Below are 15,341 nucleotides of genomic sequence, written 5' to 3'. Positions count from 1 at the left end.
GGTGACCCGCCGCCTGGTCCAGTTGGTCGCGTCCTGCCTGGTGCTCGGGCTCGGCGTCTCGCTGCTGTTGGATGCCCGCCTCGGCTCCGACGGCTATTCGACCCTGCTGTCGGGGCTGACCAAGGCGACCGGAGCGAGCTTCCTGCTGGTCTCGCTGGCGGTGGGCCTGCCGCTGATCGGCATCGCCTGGCTCCGTGGCCGACCTCCCGGCATCGGGACCCTCGCTCAAGCCGTGCTGGTCGGGTTGACGGTGAACACGGCGTGGCCGCTGATGCCCTCACCGGAGTCGTTGCCCTGGCGGGGTGTGGAGCTGGTCGCCGCCTTCGTCGTACTCGCTGTCGGGGTCGCCGGCTATCTGGCCGTCGACCTCGGCGCCGGTCCGACCGAGGTGATCGCCCAGGCCTTCGACCCGCCGGTCCCGTTCCGGTGGGGCTACACCACGGTGCAGGCCACCGGGATGGTGGTGGGTTGGCTCTGTGGCGCCGATGTCGGAGTCGGCACCGTGATGGTGGTGGTGGGCCTGGGGTACGCCGTCTCCCGGCTGATCCCGCCGCTCACCCCGGCCGCTACCTCCGCCGCCCCTCCGCCGGCCACCCCGCCCCCGGCACTCGGCCGCGCCGGAACGCCCTGACGTCAGGGACTGTCGACTGTTGTCAGGGGTTGCAACCCCTGACAACAGTCAGAACGCCCTGACATCAGGGTGTTCCGTCACAGGGGGAGGGCGGGGTTAGTCGGGGACGTAGTCGAACGCGTCGGGGTTCGGGCCGAGGCGGCCGGCCTCGCCCTCGTCCAGTCCGCTGATCCGGGCCATCTGCTCATCGCTGAGGGTGAAGTCGAAGATCGCGAAGTTCTCCGCCATCCGGGCCGCGTGCATCGACTTGGGGAAGACGATGTCGCCACGCTGCACGTGCCAGCGCAGCGTCACCTGGGACGGTGTGCGACCGAGCTCTGCCGCGACCGCACCGATCGTCGGCTCATCGAGCACCTTGCCCTGGCCGATCGGCGCCCACGCCTCGGTGGCCACTCCGTGCCGGGCGTCGGCCTCGCGCACCGCGGTGTTGTCGAAGAACGGGTGCACCTCGACCTGGTTCACGGCCGGCACCACGCCGGTCTCGGCGATGATCCGGTCCAGGTGGGCCGGCTGGAAGTTCGAGACGCCGATCGAGCGGGTCAGGCCGGCTTCGCGCAGTTCGATCAGCGCCTGCCAGGTCTGCACGAAGTCACCGTCGTACCGGGTGGGCAGCGGCCAGTGGATGAGGAACAGGTCGACCACGTCCAGCCGCAGCAACTCCAGCGACCGGGACAGCGAGGCCTTGGCCTCGGCCGGCAGATGGAATCCGTTGTTGAGCTTGGTGGTGACGTAGACGTCGTCGCGGGCCAGGCCCGAGGCGGCGATCGCGTCGCCGACCCCGGCCTCGTTGGCGTACATCTGCGCGGTGTCGATGTGTCGGTAGCCGACCTCGAGGGCGGTGGCCACGGTGGTGGCAGTCTCCGCCGGCGGGACCTTGAAGACTCCGAAGCCGAGTTGTGGGATGGCTGTGTCGTCGTTCAGTGCGATGGTGGGAACGGTCATATCAGGTGCCAAGCCGATCCGCGGCGGCTTCATTCCCGCGCGGGTCGCGCAGGGTCGCCAGGGCCACCGCAGCGGCGGTCAGGGTCAGTACGACGCCGATGCCGGCGGTCATCCCCACCCCGCTGGTGAACGCCTGCTGGGCGGAGGCCAGCAGCGCCTCGGCCGTCCCGTCGGGCAGGCCGGCGGCCACCGTGCTGGCGCCGCCGAGCGTCTCCGCCGCGGTGTGCGCCTCGGACGGTGTCAGGCCCGCGGGAAGCTCCACGGAACGGCGGTAGGAGGCGCTGAGGATGCCGCCGAGCACGGCCGTGCCGAGCACCGCGCCGACCTCGTACGCCGTCTCCGAGATCGCCGAGGCCGCTCCGGCCCGGGAGGGGGGCGCGCTGGAGAGGATCAGATCGTTGCTGATCGTCTCGGCGGCGCCGATGCCGACCGTCAACAGCACGAACGCGGCCGCGATCACAGCCAGCGTCGCGGAGCCGCCCAGCAGTGAGATCAACAGGTAGCCGAGGGCGGAGATGGTCAGCCCGCCGGCGACCACCGGCCCCGGCGGCAGCACCCGGGCCACCCGCACCACCAGCAGGCCGGCCACCACCATCGCCACCGTTCCCGGCAGCAGGGTCAGGCCGGCCTGCAGGGGCGAGAGCCCGTGCACCAACTGCAGGTCCTGGGAGACGAAGAAGAGGAAGCCGACCAGGGAGAAGACCGACAACAGGTTCACCAGGACGCCGCCGGTGAAGGTCGACACCCGGAAGAGGCGTACGTCGAGCATCGGCACCGGGCGGCGCAGCTGCCGGCGGACGAAGACGGCTCCGGCCGCGAGGCCGACGCCGGCGAGCGTGATCGCGGTGACGGTCGGGCCGTGCTTGGTGGTCTCCTTGATCGCCCACACCAGTGGGGTCATCGTGCCCATCGCCAGCAGCACCGAGGTCACGTCGAGCGGACCGGGAGCCGGGTCGCGTGACTCGGGCAGGAAGGCGGGGGCGGCCAGCAGGAAGACCACCAGCACCGGCACTGCGAGCAGGAAGACCGAGCCCCACCAGAAGTGCTCCAGGAGCAGCCCACCCACGATCGGGCCCAGGGCGGCGCCGGCGGCGAAGCCGGCCGCCCAGATCGCGATCGCCAGTCGGCGTTCCTCGCGGTCGGTGAAGATGTTGCGCAGCAGCGACAGTGTCGATGGCATCAGCATCGCGCCGAAGAGGCCCAGGCCGGCGCGCGCGGCGATCAGCAGTGCCGCGGTCGGCGCGAAGGCTGCCAGTGCCGAGACGGCAGCGAAGCCGGTCGCACCGATCAGCAGCAGTCGACGTCGCCCGACCCGGTCGGCCAGTGACCCCATCGGCACCAGCAGGCCGGCCAGGACCAGTGGGTAGACGTCCACGATCCACAGCAACTGGGTTCCGGTCGGCTGCAGGGCCTCGGAGAGTTGGGGCAGGGCGAAGGCGAGCACGGTGTTGTCGACCGACACCAGCAGCACCGGCAGCATCAGTACGGCGAGCGCCACCCAGCGGCGCGCTGTGGATGAGCCCGCCCCTGGCTGACGATGCGTCGTCACCTCGAGGGTGGTCACGACTTGGTTCCTCTCGATACGGCGGACGGCCAGGGCGTGGTGTCACCACGGACTTCTATACCGTCCAGACGGTATAGTAACCTCGATCGACGTTAGGGTTCAACTCATGCCGCCACCCCCTGCCGCCCGCGCCAAGGTGCTGCGTGCGTTCGCCGAACTGCTGGTCGAGTCCGGAGAGCGGTCCGCGACCCTGGAGGCGGTCGCCCACCGGGCCGGGGTCTCCAAGGGCGGACTGCTCTACCACTTCGGCTCCAAGGACGCGCTGGTCGACGGGTTGTTGGAGTGGGGCGCCGAGCTGGCCGCCGCCGATGTCGCCGCGATGCGCGCGGCGCCCGAGGGTCCGGTCGCCTACCTGCTACGCACCTCGGTGGACTTCGACGGGGAACTCGAGCTGGTCTACCTGGCCATCACCGGGCTCGCCCAGGGGAGCCATCCCCGCGCCCGAGGCGCCCTGGATGCCACCCATGCCGGATGGATCGCCGCAGTGCAGGAGCAGGTGGGGGATCCGGTCGTCGCCGAGGCGGTGGTGCTGCTCAGTGACGGGCTGTACGCCCGCGCTTCGGTCGGGGCCGAGCGGCCCGACCTGGAGGCACTGCTGGCCTTGGTCGAGCGGCTCACCGCGGGCGCCGCAGCGGAGGGCTCACCCGCCGCGGGCTAGGGTCGCCCGGGAATAGGATCGCGCCGACCGTTGTCACAATAGTTGAGTTGATTCGACTCAACTATTTTGCAAGACTCGCCCCGGTGCCGGAGAGTGGTCCGACACCCCACAACGTGACACCGACAATCCCCCGGGGACGACACCGTCCCCACACTCAATGGAGGTAACCCATGGCACGCGCGGTCGGCATCGACCTCGGTACGACGAACTCCGTCGTCTCAATCCTCGAAGGTGGCGAGCCCACCGTCATCGCCAACGCCGAAGGTGCTCGCACCACCCCGTCGGTGGTGGCCTTCGCCAAGTCCGGTGAGGTCCTGGTGGGCGAGGTCGCCAAGCGGCAGGCCGTCACCAACGTCGACCGCACCATCCGTTCGGTCAAGCGGCACATGGGCACCGACTGGAAGACCCAGATCGACGACAAGTCGTTCACCCCGCAGCAGATCAGCGCCTTCGTGCTGCAGAAGCTCAAGCGCGACGCCGAGGCCTACCTGGGCGAGCCGGTCACCGACGCGGTGATCACGGTGCCGGCGTACTTCTCCGACTCCCAGCGCCAGGCCACCAAGGAGGCCGGTGAGATCGCCGGTCTGAACGTGCAGCGGATCGTGAACGAGCCCACCGCCGCGGCGCTCGCCTACGGTCTGGACAAGGGTGACGACCAGACCATCCTGGTCTTCGACCTCGGGGGCGGCACCTTCGACGTGTCGCTGCTGGAGATCGGCGAGGGTGTCGTCGAGGTGAAGGCCACCTCCGGTGACAACCACCTCGGTGGCGACGACTGGGACAACCGGGTCGTGGAGTGGATGGTGGACAAGTTCAAGGCCGCCAACAACGTCGACCTCGGCGCCGACAAGATCGCCAAGCAGCGTCTGCAGGAGGCCGCGGAGAAGGCGAAGATCGAGCTCTCCTCCTCCAGCGAGACCACGATCCACCTGCCCTACATCACCCACGGTGAGACCGGCCCGCTGCACTTCGAGGAGAAGCTGACCCGCGCCGAGTTCCAGAAGATCACCGCCGACCTGCTCGAGCGCACCAAGAAGCCCTTCCAGCAGGTGCTCAAGGATGGCGGCGTCGCGATCGCCAACATCGACCACGTGGTGCTGGTCGGCGGCTCCACCCGGATGCCCGCGGTCACCCAGGTCGTCACCGACCTGCTCGGCGGCAAGCAGCCCAACAAGGGCGTCAACCCCGACGAGGTCGTCGCGGTCGGCGCCGCGCTGCAGGCCGGCGTACTCAAGGGCGAGGTCAAGGACGTGCTGCTCCTCGACGTCACCCCGCTCAGCCTCGGCATCGAGACCAAGGGCGGCGTGATGACCACCCTGATCGAGCGCAACACCACCATCCCCACCAAGCGGTCGGAGATCTTCACCACCGCCGACGACAACCAGCCGTCGGTGGAGATCAAGGTCGCTCAGGGCGAGCGGCAGATGTGGGCCCAGAACCAGCCCCTCGGCAACTTCGAGCTGACCGGTCTGCCGCCGGCGCCGCGCGGTGTGCCCAAGATCGAGGTCACCTTCGACATCGACGCCAACGGCATCGTGCACGTGACCGCGAAGGACCAGGCCTCGGGCAAGGAGCAGTCGATGACCATCTCCGGCGGCTCGGCGCTGTCCAAGGACGAGATCGACCGGATGGTCAAGGAGGCCGAGCAGTACGCCGAGGAGGACGCCAACCGTCGCGCGGCCGTGGAGTCGCGCAACCAGGCCGACTCGCTGGTCTACACCACCGAGAAGTTCCTCGAGGAGAACGGCGACAAGGTCCCCGACGACGTCAAGTCCGAGGTCAACGCCGACGTGGAGGCGCTCAAGGCCACCCTGGCCAACGAGGAGGCCAGCGCCGACGAGCTCAACGCCGGTATCGCCAAGCTCGGTGAGTCCAGTCAGAAGATGGGCGCCGCGATGTACGCCGCGGCCGAGGCCGACACCGCGGCCGCCGGTGAGCAGGACTCCTCCACCGGCTCGGCCGACGACGACGTCGTGGACGCCGAGATCGTGGACGAGCCTGCCGAGGGTGACGACAAGTGACCGCTCACCCCGGTGACCGTGACGACCCCGAGGTGCAGGCTGCGGAACAGGAGATGGTCGAGGAGGGCGCCCCGCTGGCCGAGGGCGAGGACCTTCCCGGCGAGGATTCCGCGGCCGACGAGCTCGACCAACTCCGCGCGGAGTTGGTCGAGCGCACCTCGGACCTGCAGCGGCTCCAGGCCGAGTACCTCAACTACAAGCGCCGGGTCGACCGGGACCGGGAACTGATCCGGGAGAACGCCAGCTATCAGGCGTTGGCGCCGATCGTGGAGGTGCTGGACACCATCGACCGGGCCCGGGAGCACGGTGAGCTCGACGGCGGCTTCAAGGCCGTCGCCGAGCAGTTGGAGCGGGTGGTGAGCCAACTCGGGCTGACCCGCTTCGGCACCCCCGGTGACGCGTTCGACCCGCAACTGCACGAGGCCCTCTCCCACCTGGGGGAGGATCCCGAGGTCGCGGTCACCACCTGCAAGGTAGTGCCCAAGGCCGGCTACCGGATCGGTGATCGGGTGGTCCGCGCCGCGCAGGTGCTGGTGGTCGACCCGCCGGCGGAGACACCGCCGCAGCCGGACCCGGCCGACGACAATCTGGAGTGACTGACCGCAGAGGAGGTGCGAGATGAGCGACGCGGACTGGATCGGCAAGGACTTCTACAAGGTCCTCGGGGTGTCCAAGGATGCCACCGCGGACCAGATCAAGAAGGCCTACCGCAAGCTCGCCCGTGCCAACCACCCCGACTCCAATCCCGACGACAGTGCGAAGCACGAACGCTTCAAGGAGGTCGCCGCGGCCTACGACGTGGTCGGTGATGCGGAGAAGCGGAAGCGGTACGACGAGATCAGGTCGATGCCACACGGCTACGGCGCCGGTGGTGCCGGCTTCGATCTGTCGGACCTCTTCGGGCAGCGCAGTTCCGGCGGCCTCGGCGATGTCTTCGGTGACATCTTCCGGGGCGGTCGGCAGCAGCAGCGCAGTGTCCGGCCGCAGCGGGGGCAGGACGTCGAGACCACGGCCACCATCGGATTCGACGAGGCGCTGGACGGGGTCACCGTCTCGCTGGCGTTGAGCAGTGATGCCCCGTGCAGCACCTGCGCGGGCACCGGTGGGAAGCCGGGCACCAGGCCGAGGGTCTGTGCCGAGTGTGACGGTGCCGGCTTCGTGGTCGCCTCGATGGGCGGCGCGTTCAACCTGAACGAGACCTGCCCCTCCTGTGGCGGCCGTCAACTCGTCTACGACGAGCCGTGCCCCACCTGCTTGGGCAGCGGCCGGGGTCGTTCGGACCGCAAGGTCCAGGCCAGGATCCCGGCCGGTGTCAAGGACGGGCAGCGGATCCGGCTGCGCGGCAAGGGTGGCTCCGGCGAGCATGGAGGCCCTCCGGGGGATCTGTACGTGACCGTCAAGGTCGCTGCCCATCGTCTCTACGGCCGCTCCGGGGACAACCTCACCCTGCAGGTGCCGATCTCGTTCGACGAGGCGGTGCTCGGGGGTGAGGTGCGGATCCCTGTCCGGGGCGGTGCCGCGGTGACGTTGAAGATCCCGCCGGGGACACCGACCGGCCGCACCTTCCGGGTGCGCGGCAAGGGGGCGACCCGGCGTGACGGCAGCCGCGGCGACCTGCTGGTCACGGTCGAGGTGCACGTGCCGGCCACGGTCGACAAGGAGGCGCGGCAGGCGGTGGAGGCCTACCGGGCCGCCACCGTGGACGCGCCGCTGCGCAGCGCGATGTTCGAGGAGGCGTGATGAACGCCGTCCCGGGCGCCGACGCTGCTGTCTACGTGATCAGCGTCGCGGCCGAGCTCACCGGGCTGCATCCGCAGACACTGCGGTCGTACGAGCGGATGGGTCTGGTCGCCCCGGGTCGCACCGGGGGCGGTGGTCGGCGCTACTCGTTGCGTGACATCGAACGACTCCGCACCATCGCCGAGCTCACCGCCAGCGGTATCGGCCTGGAGGGGGTGCGCCGGATCCTCGACCTGGAGCGTGAGGTGGAGCGGCTCCGGGCCCAGAACTCGGCCCTGGCCGAGGAGGTGATGGCCACCCGCGAGGCGCTGCGGCAGAGCCTCGCCCGCAGACCGCCGGTCACCCAGCCCAGCAGACTCCCCGCGCTGCCGGGCGACGTGCCCGGCCAATCCCTGGTGGTGTGGCGCCGTGGCCGCTGAGCAGGGCTCCCGGTTCAGCGGACGGATGCAGGAGCTGCGCCGGGAGGCGATCCTGGACGCGGCCTGGCGGCGTGCCGCCGAGGTGGACTGGTCCGAGGTCCGGGTGGCCGACCTTGCCGAGGAGGTGGGGGTGGCCCGGCAGACGATCTACAACGAGTTCGGTGCCAAGCCCCAGTTGGCGGCGGCGTTGATGGCGCGGGAGATGCAGCATGTCAGTCGCGGCCTGGTCGCCTGCACCGCCGAGGCGGCGGACCTGCCCGGGGCGGTCCGGGACTCGCTGCGCTGGCTGCTCGAGCAGGCGCGCGCCAACCCGGTGGTGAGTCGCTCGCTCGCGGCCGCCAGGCGGGGCAGTGACGAGACGCTGCTGCCCCTGCTCACCGTGCACAGCACCGAGATCCTCGCTTCGGTACGCCGAGTCCTGGTCCAGGAGTACTTGAACCGGTGGCCCGAACTCGACCCGGCACGACTCGAGGCGGTCAGCGAGATCGTGATCCGGTGGACGTTGAGTCAACTGCTCTCGCCCAGTGACCTGGACGAGGATCCGCTGATCGATCAGGTGGCGGCCGGCGCCGTGTTGGTGGTTCAGGGCTGACGGGACGGCACGTAGGCTCCGCGGCATGCAACGCAGGTGGCAGGTGCCGGTGGCCTTCGTGGTCGGAGCTCTCGTCGGGATCGTGGGCACCATCGGGTTCGGCCAGCTGAGTGGTTCGCTGCGGGTCGTCGGCGACCCGCTGGACTATGTGACGGTGGTGGATCGCTCCCGACCGGTGACCGCGCGACCGGAGCGGATGATCGAGCGGCTGGAGACGGACAGCGGCGTGGACTGGTCGCTCCGGCTCTTCCAGGACCTGGACGCGTTCTATGGCGGCGAGTCGCTGCGCGAGCACCGGGAGGAGTTGTCGGCCCGGGCGGTGCTCGCCGACCCCGAGACCTGGCGGACCCTGGGGGTGCTCAGCAACGTGCTCGACCCTGAGGCCGCCGGCGAGCACGGCTCGCTGCACGTGATCTGGTTCAGCCTGGCCACCAGTGCCCGCACCTGGCTGGTCAACGACCCGGTCGTCTTCATCGATGCGACGGTGGAGGAGGGGCGGCGTACCTGGTGGACCGGCAGTTTCGTGGCCTACTACAGCCCCGGGGAGCAGGACCACACAGACGCCGTTGACGACTGGGTCCGCAAGGTCACCTACTGCGCCACCCATGCCGACCCCTGCGTCCTCCCCGACTGACGAAGTCTCACATCTGGCCGCGCGAAGTGTCACAAATGGTCGCTCCAGGTGTCACTTCTGGGCAGTCGAGAGTCCCGATCTGGGCAGTCGAAGGTCCCCGATCTCGTCGGTCGAATCAGCGCAGTGACACCGAGTTGTCGATCCGGCCGAAGCCGCTCCACGGGAGCAGTCGCACGTTCAGCGTCGCCGCGATCTCGGCCTCGGTGATGAATCCGTAGTCCCTGGAGTCGTCGGACCCACCCCAGTTGTCGCCCACCACCCAGTAGTGGCCGTCCGGGATCGTCACCCTCATCGGTTCGCCGCTGATCAGGCCGTCCGGGCCGCAGCAGGGACGAGGGTTGTCGCCGGGCTGGTCGGTCCACGCCGGGTTGTCCACCACCCTCGCCCGATCGGCGCCGGCCGGGGTGACCCGGACCACCGGAACGCCTGCATTGATGCGGACGATCACTGAGTCGCCGGGCATCCCGATGACCCGCTTGACCATCGATCGACCGTTGCCGAACTGCACGTGCACCAGGTCGAACCGCTGCACCCGGTCCCGGGCCAGCACGTTCATCAGCAACCGGTCATCGGGGGCCAGGGTCGGCGACATGCTGAGTCCGGTGACCCGCACCGAGAAGGTCAGCGCGGCCACTGGGATCAGGATCCCGATGAGGCAGGCGGCCACCAGGATCCACCCCAGCAGGCGCAGTCGGACACCCCCCGACTCGTTTGACACTTCGCTGACTATGTCCACGACTTTGACCATCTCCCAAGGGTGTCGACATTCCGATCATGCTCGGTTAGTGTGCCTCACGCCACATCCGCGGGGCCGGTTCTGGGAGGGGCCGCCCGCAGGGCAGGGAGCGCTCGAAGGGTGTGGCGCCTGCCTCGCATCGGGAGCCTTCGGGTGCCGTCTGCGGGAGTGGGGTCCGCGACCCCGCATCGTGTGGGGCGCAACCATTGGGAGGGAACATGAAGGAAAAGGGAATGGGCCGTACTCGGCTCGGACGGTTCGCGGCAGTGACCGTGCCCGCCACCGCCGCATCGCTGGGCCTCGGCCTGGCGATCGTGCAGGGGTCGGTCTCGGCATCGTTGTCGTCGGCCGAGCCGTTCCAGGTGGCCAGCCCGGCAGCAGCCGGAACTGGCCTGGAGTTGTCGATGCGGGCGGCCACTACGGCCACCAGCAACGCCGACGTCAGTCCGACCAGCAAGAAGTCGGCGATGGTGACCCTGAAGGGCGGCTCGCTCAACGGGCTCTGCCTGGCCGCCAACCAGGACACCATCATCGGCAACATCGGATTGACGATCGCCTCGCCGTCGAACGTGTCGGTGGGCGACCTGGACATCAGTGCCGATTCGGTCACCGCCGACACGGCCACGCTGCCCTACACCGAGATCGGCATCGCGGAGAACGAGCTCGATCACCAGAGCTCGACCTCGGCGAACCCCGGCGGTTTCGGTATGCAGTCCGACGGCGCAGTGTCGCTAGCTGGCCTTGAGGCCACCGCCTACGGCCTGACGCTCGCCAACGGTCTGACCCTTGCGGATCTGCAGATCGCACCGGTGCTCGGCACCGCGTCCTGCTCCTGATCCGTCCGGTGGGGGCGGGGCTGGTGCCCCGCTCCCACCGTCCGACATGTGAGGTGAAGAGACCATGATCGACGTTCCCGTCGCCACCAGGGCAGCGGCCGCTCCGGCCCGGACGCTGCTGTACCCGCTCTACCGGTTCTACCGGACCCGCCCCTTCTGGGGCTGCCTGCTGCTCGCCCTCGGCGGCTGGTTCGTGCTCAAACCGGTGCTGGGGGGCTCGTTCGAGTTCCTGGTGCATCTCGGCGCCCGCGGCGGCGCCGTCTACATCCTCGGCGGCGGCATGATCGTCGCCGCCTGTGTGGCACTCGTGATGCCGGCCCAGCGCCACTTCCCGGCCCTGATGGCCGCCGGATTCTCGGTGCTCTCACTGCCGATGGCCAACTTGGGCGGCTGGCTGATCGGGATGCTGCTGGGCATCATCGGCAGCGGGCTCATCTTCGCGTGGACGCCGTACACCGATGAACAACTGGCCGCCTTCGCCGAGCGCCGCCGGCTCCGCGCCGAGCGACGTGCCGAGCGGCGTACCGCGCGGAGGGCTCCATGACCGGGTCACGTCGGCGCTCCTGGACGGATCCAGCCGCCGGCTGGCGACGCCAGGTGGCCGAGCGCCTCGAATCGGTCACCGCGCGGAGCAGGGAATCCAGATACGGCACCCGGCGGCGCAGCTGGGGCATGGTCGGCGGCGGCTTCGTCGCCCTCGGCGCGATGTTCGGTCTGGTATCGGGCAACGTGATGGCCGTCGACTTCACCTCGGCGAACCAGTCCTACAAGATCTACACCGACCGTGTCGTCGGCGAGTACGCCGCGGGCTACCTGAGCGCGCAGAGCACCCAGGACGGCAGTCGTGCGATGGCTCAGGTCGGGTTCAAGACCGCCGATCTCTACGGCCTCTGCGCCATCGCGCACCAGGACCTCCCGGCCCCGCTGGGCACCGTGTCCCTGGTGATCACCGGTGGTGAGGTCGTGGACGGCAACCCGACCAGCGGTGCCGGCGAACTGATCAGTGCCAACGAGCTCTACATCGCCAGCGACTCTCTCGCCGGCCAGGGGCAGAACATCGCCCAGATGACGCTGGGACAGGACGCCGGCACCCTGACCATGGACGACATCGACACCCATCGGGGTACGCCGGGTGCGTTCGGCCTGCAGGCGCGGCTGATGGACATCGCCGACCTGGACGCCCAGTCCTACGGGATCGACCTGCGTGGCAGCATCAATCTGCCGGGGCTGCGGATCCGGGTTGTCAACGGGGCGGCGTCGAAGGCGGCCGGACACTGCGAGCCGTGATGTCGACAACCGTGCTGAGTCACAGTGACCGCTGCCGCGCCCGCCTCACGGCTGCGTGGCGGCTCTTCGCCGCGTTCCGTCGTACCCGACCGTTCTGGGGCGGGCTGTGGCTGATGCTCGCCGGATACGTGGTCATCCACTTCGCCGGCGCACCCCTGGCGACCGCTCTGGGCCTCGGCTGGGGCGGTACCTCCGGCTACATCCTCGGGGGCAGCATGCTGCTCTTCGGCCTGATGGCGTGGACCAGCCCGCACAACTCCACGATGCTCGGACTGCTGGGCGTGCTGGCCGCACTCGCGGCGTTCGTCGCCGCCAACCTCGGCGGGTTCCTGGTCGGCTCGGTGCTCGGTGTGCTGGGCGGCTCGATGGTGTGGGGCTGGGGCGAGAAGCGCGAGAAGCGCGAGAAGGGTGTGGCACGCGGCCGACGGGCCAAGGTCGGGGAGTCGATCCGATGACCGCTGTTCTCGCCCGGTCGCCGCGGGGGCTGTGGAGTTTCGCCCGCTGGCGTCAACGCCGACCGTTCTGGGGCGGAACGTGGCTGATCCTGGCCGGGGTCCTGGTGGCCAGGACGTCCGTGCTGCCGGTGGCGGTGGTGGTGACGGGGACCCCTGGGCGGAGCCTCGGAGTCGGCTTCGGCGGACTGCTGATCCTGCTGGGCCTGCTGGCCTGGGTGGTGCCCTACTACCGGCACGCGTGGGGAGGGCTCGGCATGTTCGTCGCGGTGTGTGCGCTGTTGGGCTCCAACCTGGGAGCACTCGGTCTGGGCACTGCCTTCGGCATCCTGGGCGGCGCGATGGTGCTGGCCTGGGCTCCGGCGGGGGTGGCCGATGACTGAGCCGTCCCGCCCGGGCGTCTGGGTCCGGTTGACCGTGGTGGCGGTGCTGGCTGCCGCCGTCACCGCGTTCCTGGTGGCACCGGGCGCCGAGCAGGGCCGCGCCGACGCCAATCCGCTCTGTGTCAAGGACACCACCAGCGGCAACAGTTCCCAGGGCCGGGCCCCGCTGAACGTGTGCGTCTCCCCGGCGCCGGTGACCATCCGGATCGAGCGCGGCTACTTCGACGGGCTGCGCTACGAGGGCACGGCCACGCTCACCGTCGCCGACGGCAGCACCCGCAACGTCGGCGTCTACACGTTCCGGGATCTCGGCATCCGCAGTCACGGCAGCTATCCGACCAACAACTTCCGGCTCTCCGACACCCACGCCAGCCGGGACTACCGGCTCACCATCACCTCGGGTGACCCGAACACGAAGGTGGGCTCGCAGGGCGTCTACTCGACGATGTACGGCAGCGTGGACCGGCTGCACCTCTTCTTCGGCTACTGCTCGCTGCTCAACTACTCGTTCGCCTCCACGTGGAACTGGGTCAGCGCGTCGGAGATCTGCAACACCACCATCACCGCGTACGTCGTGCACAGTTACCGCGCCGAGTCCACGTCGGGCAGCAACCGGGCGCCGGTGGACCTGCGCCAGATGCACATGTCGGTGACCCCGTGACAGCGGCGCCGATTCGTCGCGCGCGCACCCGGTGGCGGCGGGCGCTGCTGGTCAGCCTGCCGGCGGTGGTGGCGTCGCTGGCGCTCGGGCTGACCCTGGCGCACGGCAACTCGCTCACCCAACTGGTGGTGCAGGGCACGAAGGTCGACCTCGCCGTGGCCGGGTTGTTCGCCCGTGAGGCCGGCTTGGGCGTGGTCACCGTGCAGCGCAACGACTGCGACGTCGACGGGAACAACTGCACGCTCCGGTCGGAGAAGGTGTTCCGGCTGGGACTGGCCGACGGCAGGATCAATCAGCTCTGCCTGGCCGCGCCGCAGACGCTGCGGCTGGGTGGGGTGGCCCAGAGCTACACCGTGCTGCTCACCGCGGGGGATTCGGGCGCAGATCGCCTGGCCACCTGGGACATCACCGCGAAGAACATGGTGATCGACCTGACCCAGGCGCAGGTCGGCGGCTTCGAACTCGACGGCAACGTGCACATCAACACCACCGCTGAGGGGGTCACCACGATCGTGGACGAGCAGGGCAATCCGGTGGTGAACCCGCTCGCGGCCGACGCGGGGGCGCACCGGTTCGGCATCCAGGCGTCGTACGCGAAACTCAAGGACGTCCGCCAGGCGTCGGGCTACGTGATCGTCGTGGAGGACCTGCTCCGCCTCGACGACCTGCACATCGAGGTCCGTTCCGGGACCGTCTCCTGCCCGTCGCAGGGGACCGCCACCTCGTGGCCGTTGGCGCCGATCAAGGGAGCGGGTCGGTGTATGGACGTGTCCGGCGGCAACCTCGCCGACGGCACCGCCGTGGTCGTCTGGAACTGCAACAACCAGGTCAACCAGGACTTCTATGTCGAGACCAGCACCAAGCTCTCGATGCTGGGCACCAAGTGCCTCACCGCCGACGGCACCACCGCCGGGTCCCCGGTGCGCAGCCGCACCTGTGACTCCGGCCTGGATGCCCGGCAGAAGTGGACCTACGACGCCGACCTCACCCAGACCCAGATCCGCAACACCGCTTCAGGACTCTGCATCGAGGGGAGTACGACGAACGGGACCGGGTTGACGCTGCGAGCCTGCGATGCGGGCAAGACGGTGCAACGCTGGGACCTGCCTCGATGAGTCGCCGCCGAGGGATGGCGGTGCGACGCTTCGTGGTCTGGACCGGCAGTTGTCTGACCGGCTGCCTGGCGATGGCCGGGGCTGTGGTGCTCGGCCTCGTCCCGGTCTCGTTCGCCGCCGCCGAACCGTTCCCGGTCTCCAGTAGCGCCGCGGTCGCGGACCGGATCCAGGTCGCCTCCGGGAGCGCCGGCTCGGTGACCGGGCTGTCCCCGGCGGCCACCGAGGCGGTGGCGGCGATCCGGATGGAGCACGGCCGCCTCGATGACCTGTGTCTGACCCCGGGCCTGACAGTGCCCGGGTTGGGTCGGGCCGGGCTACGGATCCGCAGCGCGGCGCCGGTCCGGTTGGGCGTCGTCACCCTGGCTGCCGGAGCCACCGAGATCGACGAGGTGACGCTGGCCGGTGTGACCGTGGGCGCGTCGCTCTCGGATCCGAGCCCGGGCGCGATGGCGGTGCGTTCGGCGCCGGGACCGGCGTCGGTGCGGATCGCCGGCCTGGACGGTGCGGCCTACGGGTTGGTGCTCGACCAGGGTCTGCGACTGCGCCACCTGTCGCTGATGCCGACCCTCGACCGACGGCCATGTCGGTGAGCATCTCGTCTCGTGGGACGGTGTGCGTAAACGCGAGTTACAGGTACCCTCAGCGGGGGAGCGATGAGACAACCGTCACC

General features: G+C 69.7%; 19 protein-coding genes. 16 read left to right on the top strand and 3 right to left on the bottom strand.

Going from position 1 to position 15,341, the window contains the following annotated elements; genetic code table 11:
* Position 1 precedes the first annotated feature (1 nt).
* Entirely contained in the window at positions 2–631 is a 630-nt protein-coding gene (locus JKG67_RS06425; protein ID WP_203336431.1) for a DUF6198 family protein, read from the top strand.
* 96 nt (positions 632–727) lie between these two features.
* Here the strand turns inward: JKG67_RS06425 and JKG67_RS06420 are convergent, their stop codons facing one another.
* Both JKG67_RS06420 and JKG67_RS06415 read right to left on the bottom strand, forming a co-directional pair.
* Complete coding sequence (locus JKG67_RS06420) at positions 728–1,573, bottom strand: aldo/keto reductase (RefSeq protein ID WP_203336430.1); 846 nt, start codon at positions 1,571–1,573, stop codon at positions 728–730.
* 1 nt (position 1,574) lies between these two features.
* Entirely contained in the window at positions 1,575–3,137 is a 1,563-nt protein-coding gene (locus tag JKG67_RS06415) for an MFS transporter (RefSeq protein ID WP_307816456.1), read from the bottom strand.
* Between the two features lie 106 nt (positions 3,138–3,243).
* On the opposite strand from JKG67_RS06415, the gene JKG67_RS06410 reads away from it, so the two are divergent.
* The 7 genes from JKG67_RS06410 to JKG67_RS06380 all read left to right on the top strand — a co-directional run bounded on the left by JKG67_RS06410 (position 3,244) and on the right by JKG67_RS06380 (position 9,201).
* A complete protein-coding gene (locus JKG67_RS06410) occupies positions 3,244–3,795 on the top strand; it encodes a TetR/AcrR family transcriptional regulator (RefSeq protein ID WP_203336429.1) in 552 nt (183 codons plus the stop codon).
* A 170-nt stretch (positions 3,796–3,965) separates the two neighbouring features.
* Complete coding sequence (dnaK, locus tag JKG67_RS06405; RefSeq protein ID WP_203336428.1) at positions 3,966–5,816, top strand: molecular chaperone DnaK; 1,851 nt, start codon at positions 3,966–3,968, stop codon at positions 5,814–5,816.
* The gene (gene grpE / locus JKG67_RS06400) at positions 5,813–6,412 is read left to right on the top strand and encodes a nucleotide exchange factor GrpE (RefSeq protein ID WP_307816455.1); all 600 of its coding nucleotides are present in this window, start codon (positions 5,813–5,815) and stop codon (positions 6,410–6,412) included. The genes dnaK and grpE overlap by 4 nt, the downstream gene beginning before the upstream one ends.
* A 22-nt stretch (positions 6,413–6,434) precedes the next feature.
* On the top strand, positions 6,435–7,556 hold the full coding sequence (gene dnaJ, locus JKG67_RS06395; protein WP_203336427.1) for a molecular chaperone DnaJ: 1,122 nt from the start codon (positions 6,435–6,437) through the stop codon (positions 7,554–7,556).
* Positions 7,556–7,975, top strand: coding sequence for a heat shock protein transcriptional repressor HspR (locus tag JKG67_RS06390; protein WP_203336426.1), 420 nt, complete (start codon positions 7,556–7,558; stop codon positions 7,973–7,975). Before dnaJ ends, JKG67_RS06390 begins: the two co-directional genes overlap by 1 nt.
* On the top strand, positions 7,965–8,567 hold the full coding sequence (locus JKG67_RS06385; RefSeq protein WP_203336425.1) for a TetR/AcrR family transcriptional regulator: 603 nt from the start codon (positions 7,965–7,967) through the stop codon (positions 8,565–8,567). Before JKG67_RS06390 ends, JKG67_RS06385 begins: the two co-directional genes overlap by 11 nt.
* A 25-nt stretch (positions 8,568–8,592) precedes the next feature.
* Positions 8,593–9,201 carry a hypothetical protein gene (locus JKG67_RS06380; protein WP_203336424.1) on the top strand — a complete coding sequence of 203 codons (609 nt, stop codon included), beginning with the start codon at positions 8,593–8,595 and terminating at the stop codon, positions 9,199–9,201.
* Positions 9,202–9,316: 115 nt separating this feature from the next.
* Here JKG67_RS06380 and lepB read toward each other — a convergent pair whose 3' ends face one another.
* Complete coding sequence (gene lepB / locus JKG67_RS06375) at positions 9,317–9,949, bottom strand: signal peptidase I (RefSeq protein ID WP_203336423.1); 633 nt, start codon at positions 9,947–9,949, stop codon at positions 9,317–9,319.
* Positions 9,950–10,155: 206 nt separating this feature from the next.
* On the opposite strand from lepB, the gene JKG67_RS06370 reads away from it, so the two are divergent.
* From JKG67_RS06370 to JKG67_RS06335, 8 genes are all read left to right on the top strand, one after another.
* On the top strand, positions 10,156–10,773 hold the full coding sequence (locus tag JKG67_RS06370) for a DUF6230 family protein (RefSeq protein ID WP_203336422.1): 618 nt from the start codon (positions 10,156–10,158) through the stop codon (positions 10,771–10,773).
* Positions 10,774–10,837: 64 nt separating this feature from the next.
* Positions 10,838–11,317: a DUF6114 domain-containing protein gene (locus JKG67_RS06365; protein WP_203336421.1), complete on the top strand. Its 480-nt coding sequence runs from the start codon at positions 10,838–10,840 to the stop codon at positions 11,315–11,317.
* Entirely contained in the window at positions 11,314–12,060 is a 747-nt protein-coding gene (locus JKG67_RS06360; protein WP_203336420.1) for a DUF6230 family protein, read from the top strand. Before JKG67_RS06365 ends, JKG67_RS06360 begins: the two co-directional genes overlap by 4 nt.
* Positions 12,060–12,515 (top strand): DUF6114 domain-containing protein, encoded by a 456-nt coding sequence (locus tag JKG67_RS06355; RefSeq protein WP_238998104.1) that lies wholly within the window; start codon positions 12,060–12,062, stop codon positions 12,513–12,515. Before JKG67_RS06360 ends, JKG67_RS06355 begins: the two co-directional genes overlap by 1 nt.
* Positions 12,512–12,895: a DUF6114 domain-containing protein gene (locus JKG67_RS06350; RefSeq protein WP_203336418.1), complete on the top strand. Its 384-nt coding sequence runs from the start codon at positions 12,512–12,514 to the stop codon at positions 12,893–12,895. Before JKG67_RS06355 ends, JKG67_RS06350 begins: the two co-directional genes overlap by 4 nt.
* On the top strand, positions 12,888–13,556 hold the full coding sequence (locus tag JKG67_RS06345; RefSeq protein WP_203336417.1) for a hypothetical protein: 669 nt from the start codon (positions 12,888–12,890) through the stop codon (positions 13,554–13,556). The genes JKG67_RS06350 and JKG67_RS06345 overlap by 8 nt, the downstream gene beginning before the upstream one ends.
* Positions 13,553–14,671, top strand: coding sequence for a DUF6230 family protein (locus tag JKG67_RS06340; RefSeq protein ID WP_203336416.1), 1,119 nt, complete (start codon positions 13,553–13,555; stop codon positions 14,669–14,671). The genes JKG67_RS06345 and JKG67_RS06340 overlap by 4 nt, the downstream gene beginning before the upstream one ends.
* A complete protein-coding gene (locus JKG67_RS06335; RefSeq protein WP_203336415.1) occupies positions 14,668–15,261 on the top strand; it encodes a hypothetical protein in 594 nt (197 codons plus the stop codon). The genes JKG67_RS06340 and JKG67_RS06335 overlap by 4 nt, the downstream gene beginning before the upstream one ends.
* Positions 15,262–15,341 lie beyond the last annotated feature (80 nt).

The organism is Nocardioides limicola, from assembly GCF_016827675.1.
In the GTDB taxonomy this organism is placed as follows: domain Bacteria; phylum Actinomycetota; class Actinomycetes; order Propionibacteriales; family Nocardioidaceae; genus Nocardioides; species Nocardioides limicola.
The sequence above is the reverse complement of the archived record's forward strand: the minus strand, read 5'-3'. Positions and strand labels throughout refer to the sequence as shown.

Excerpts from the sequence above, each read along its gene's own strand:
- JKG67_RS06420 (WP_203336430.1), bottom strand. The coding sequence starts at position 1,573 with ATGACCGTTCCCACCATCGCACTGAACGACGACACAGCCATCCCACAA.
- JKG67_RS06410 (WP_203336429.1), top strand. The coding sequence starts at position 3,244 with ATGCCGCCACCCCCTGCCGCCCGCGCCAAGGTGCTGCGTGCGTTCGCC.
- dnaK (WP_203336428.1), top strand. The coding sequence starts at position 3,966 with ATGGCACGCGCGGTCGGCATCGACCTCGGTACGACGAACTCCGTCGTC.
- dnaJ (WP_203336427.1), top strand. The coding sequence starts at position 6,435 with ATGAGCGACGCGGACTGGATCGGCAAGGACTTCTACAAGGTCCTCGGG.
- JKG67_RS06390 (WP_203336426.1), top strand. The coding sequence starts at position 7,556 with ATGAACGCCGTCCCGGGCGCCGACGCTGCTGTCTACGTGATCAGCGTC.
- JKG67_RS06380 (WP_203336424.1), top strand. The coding sequence starts at position 8,593 with ATGCAACGCAGGTGGCAGGTGCCGGTGGCCTTCGTGGTCGGAGCTCTC.
- lepB (WP_203336423.1), bottom strand. The coding sequence starts at position 9,949 with ATGGTCAAAGTCGTGGACATAGTCAGCGAAGTGTCAAACGAGTCGGGG.
- JKG67_RS06370 (WP_203336422.1), top strand. The coding sequence starts at position 10,156 with ATGAAGGAAAAGGGAATGGGCCGTACTCGGCTCGGACGGTTCGCGGCA.
- JKG67_RS06365 (WP_203336421.1), top strand. The coding sequence starts at position 10,838 with ATGATCGACGTTCCCGTCGCCACCAGGGCAGCGGCCGCTCCGGCCCGG.
- JKG67_RS06360 (WP_203336420.1), top strand. The coding sequence starts at position 11,314 with ATGACCGGGTCACGTCGGCGCTCCTGGACGGATCCAGCCGCCGGCTGG.
- JKG67_RS06355 (WP_238998104.1), top strand. The coding sequence starts at position 12,060 with ATGTCGACAACCGTGCTGAGTCACAGTGACCGCTGCCGCGCCCGCCTC.
- JKG67_RS06350 (WP_203336418.1), top strand. The coding sequence starts at position 12,512 with ATGACCGCTGTTCTCGCCCGGTCGCCGCGGGGGCTGTGGAGTTTCGCC.
- JKG67_RS06345 (WP_203336417.1), top strand. The coding sequence starts at position 12,888 with ATGACTGAGCCGTCCCGCCCGGGCGTCTGGGTCCGGTTGACCGTGGTG.
- JKG67_RS06335 (WP_203336415.1), top strand. The coding sequence starts at position 14,668 with ATGAGTCGCCGCCGAGGGATGGCGGTGCGACGCTTCGTGGTCTGGACC.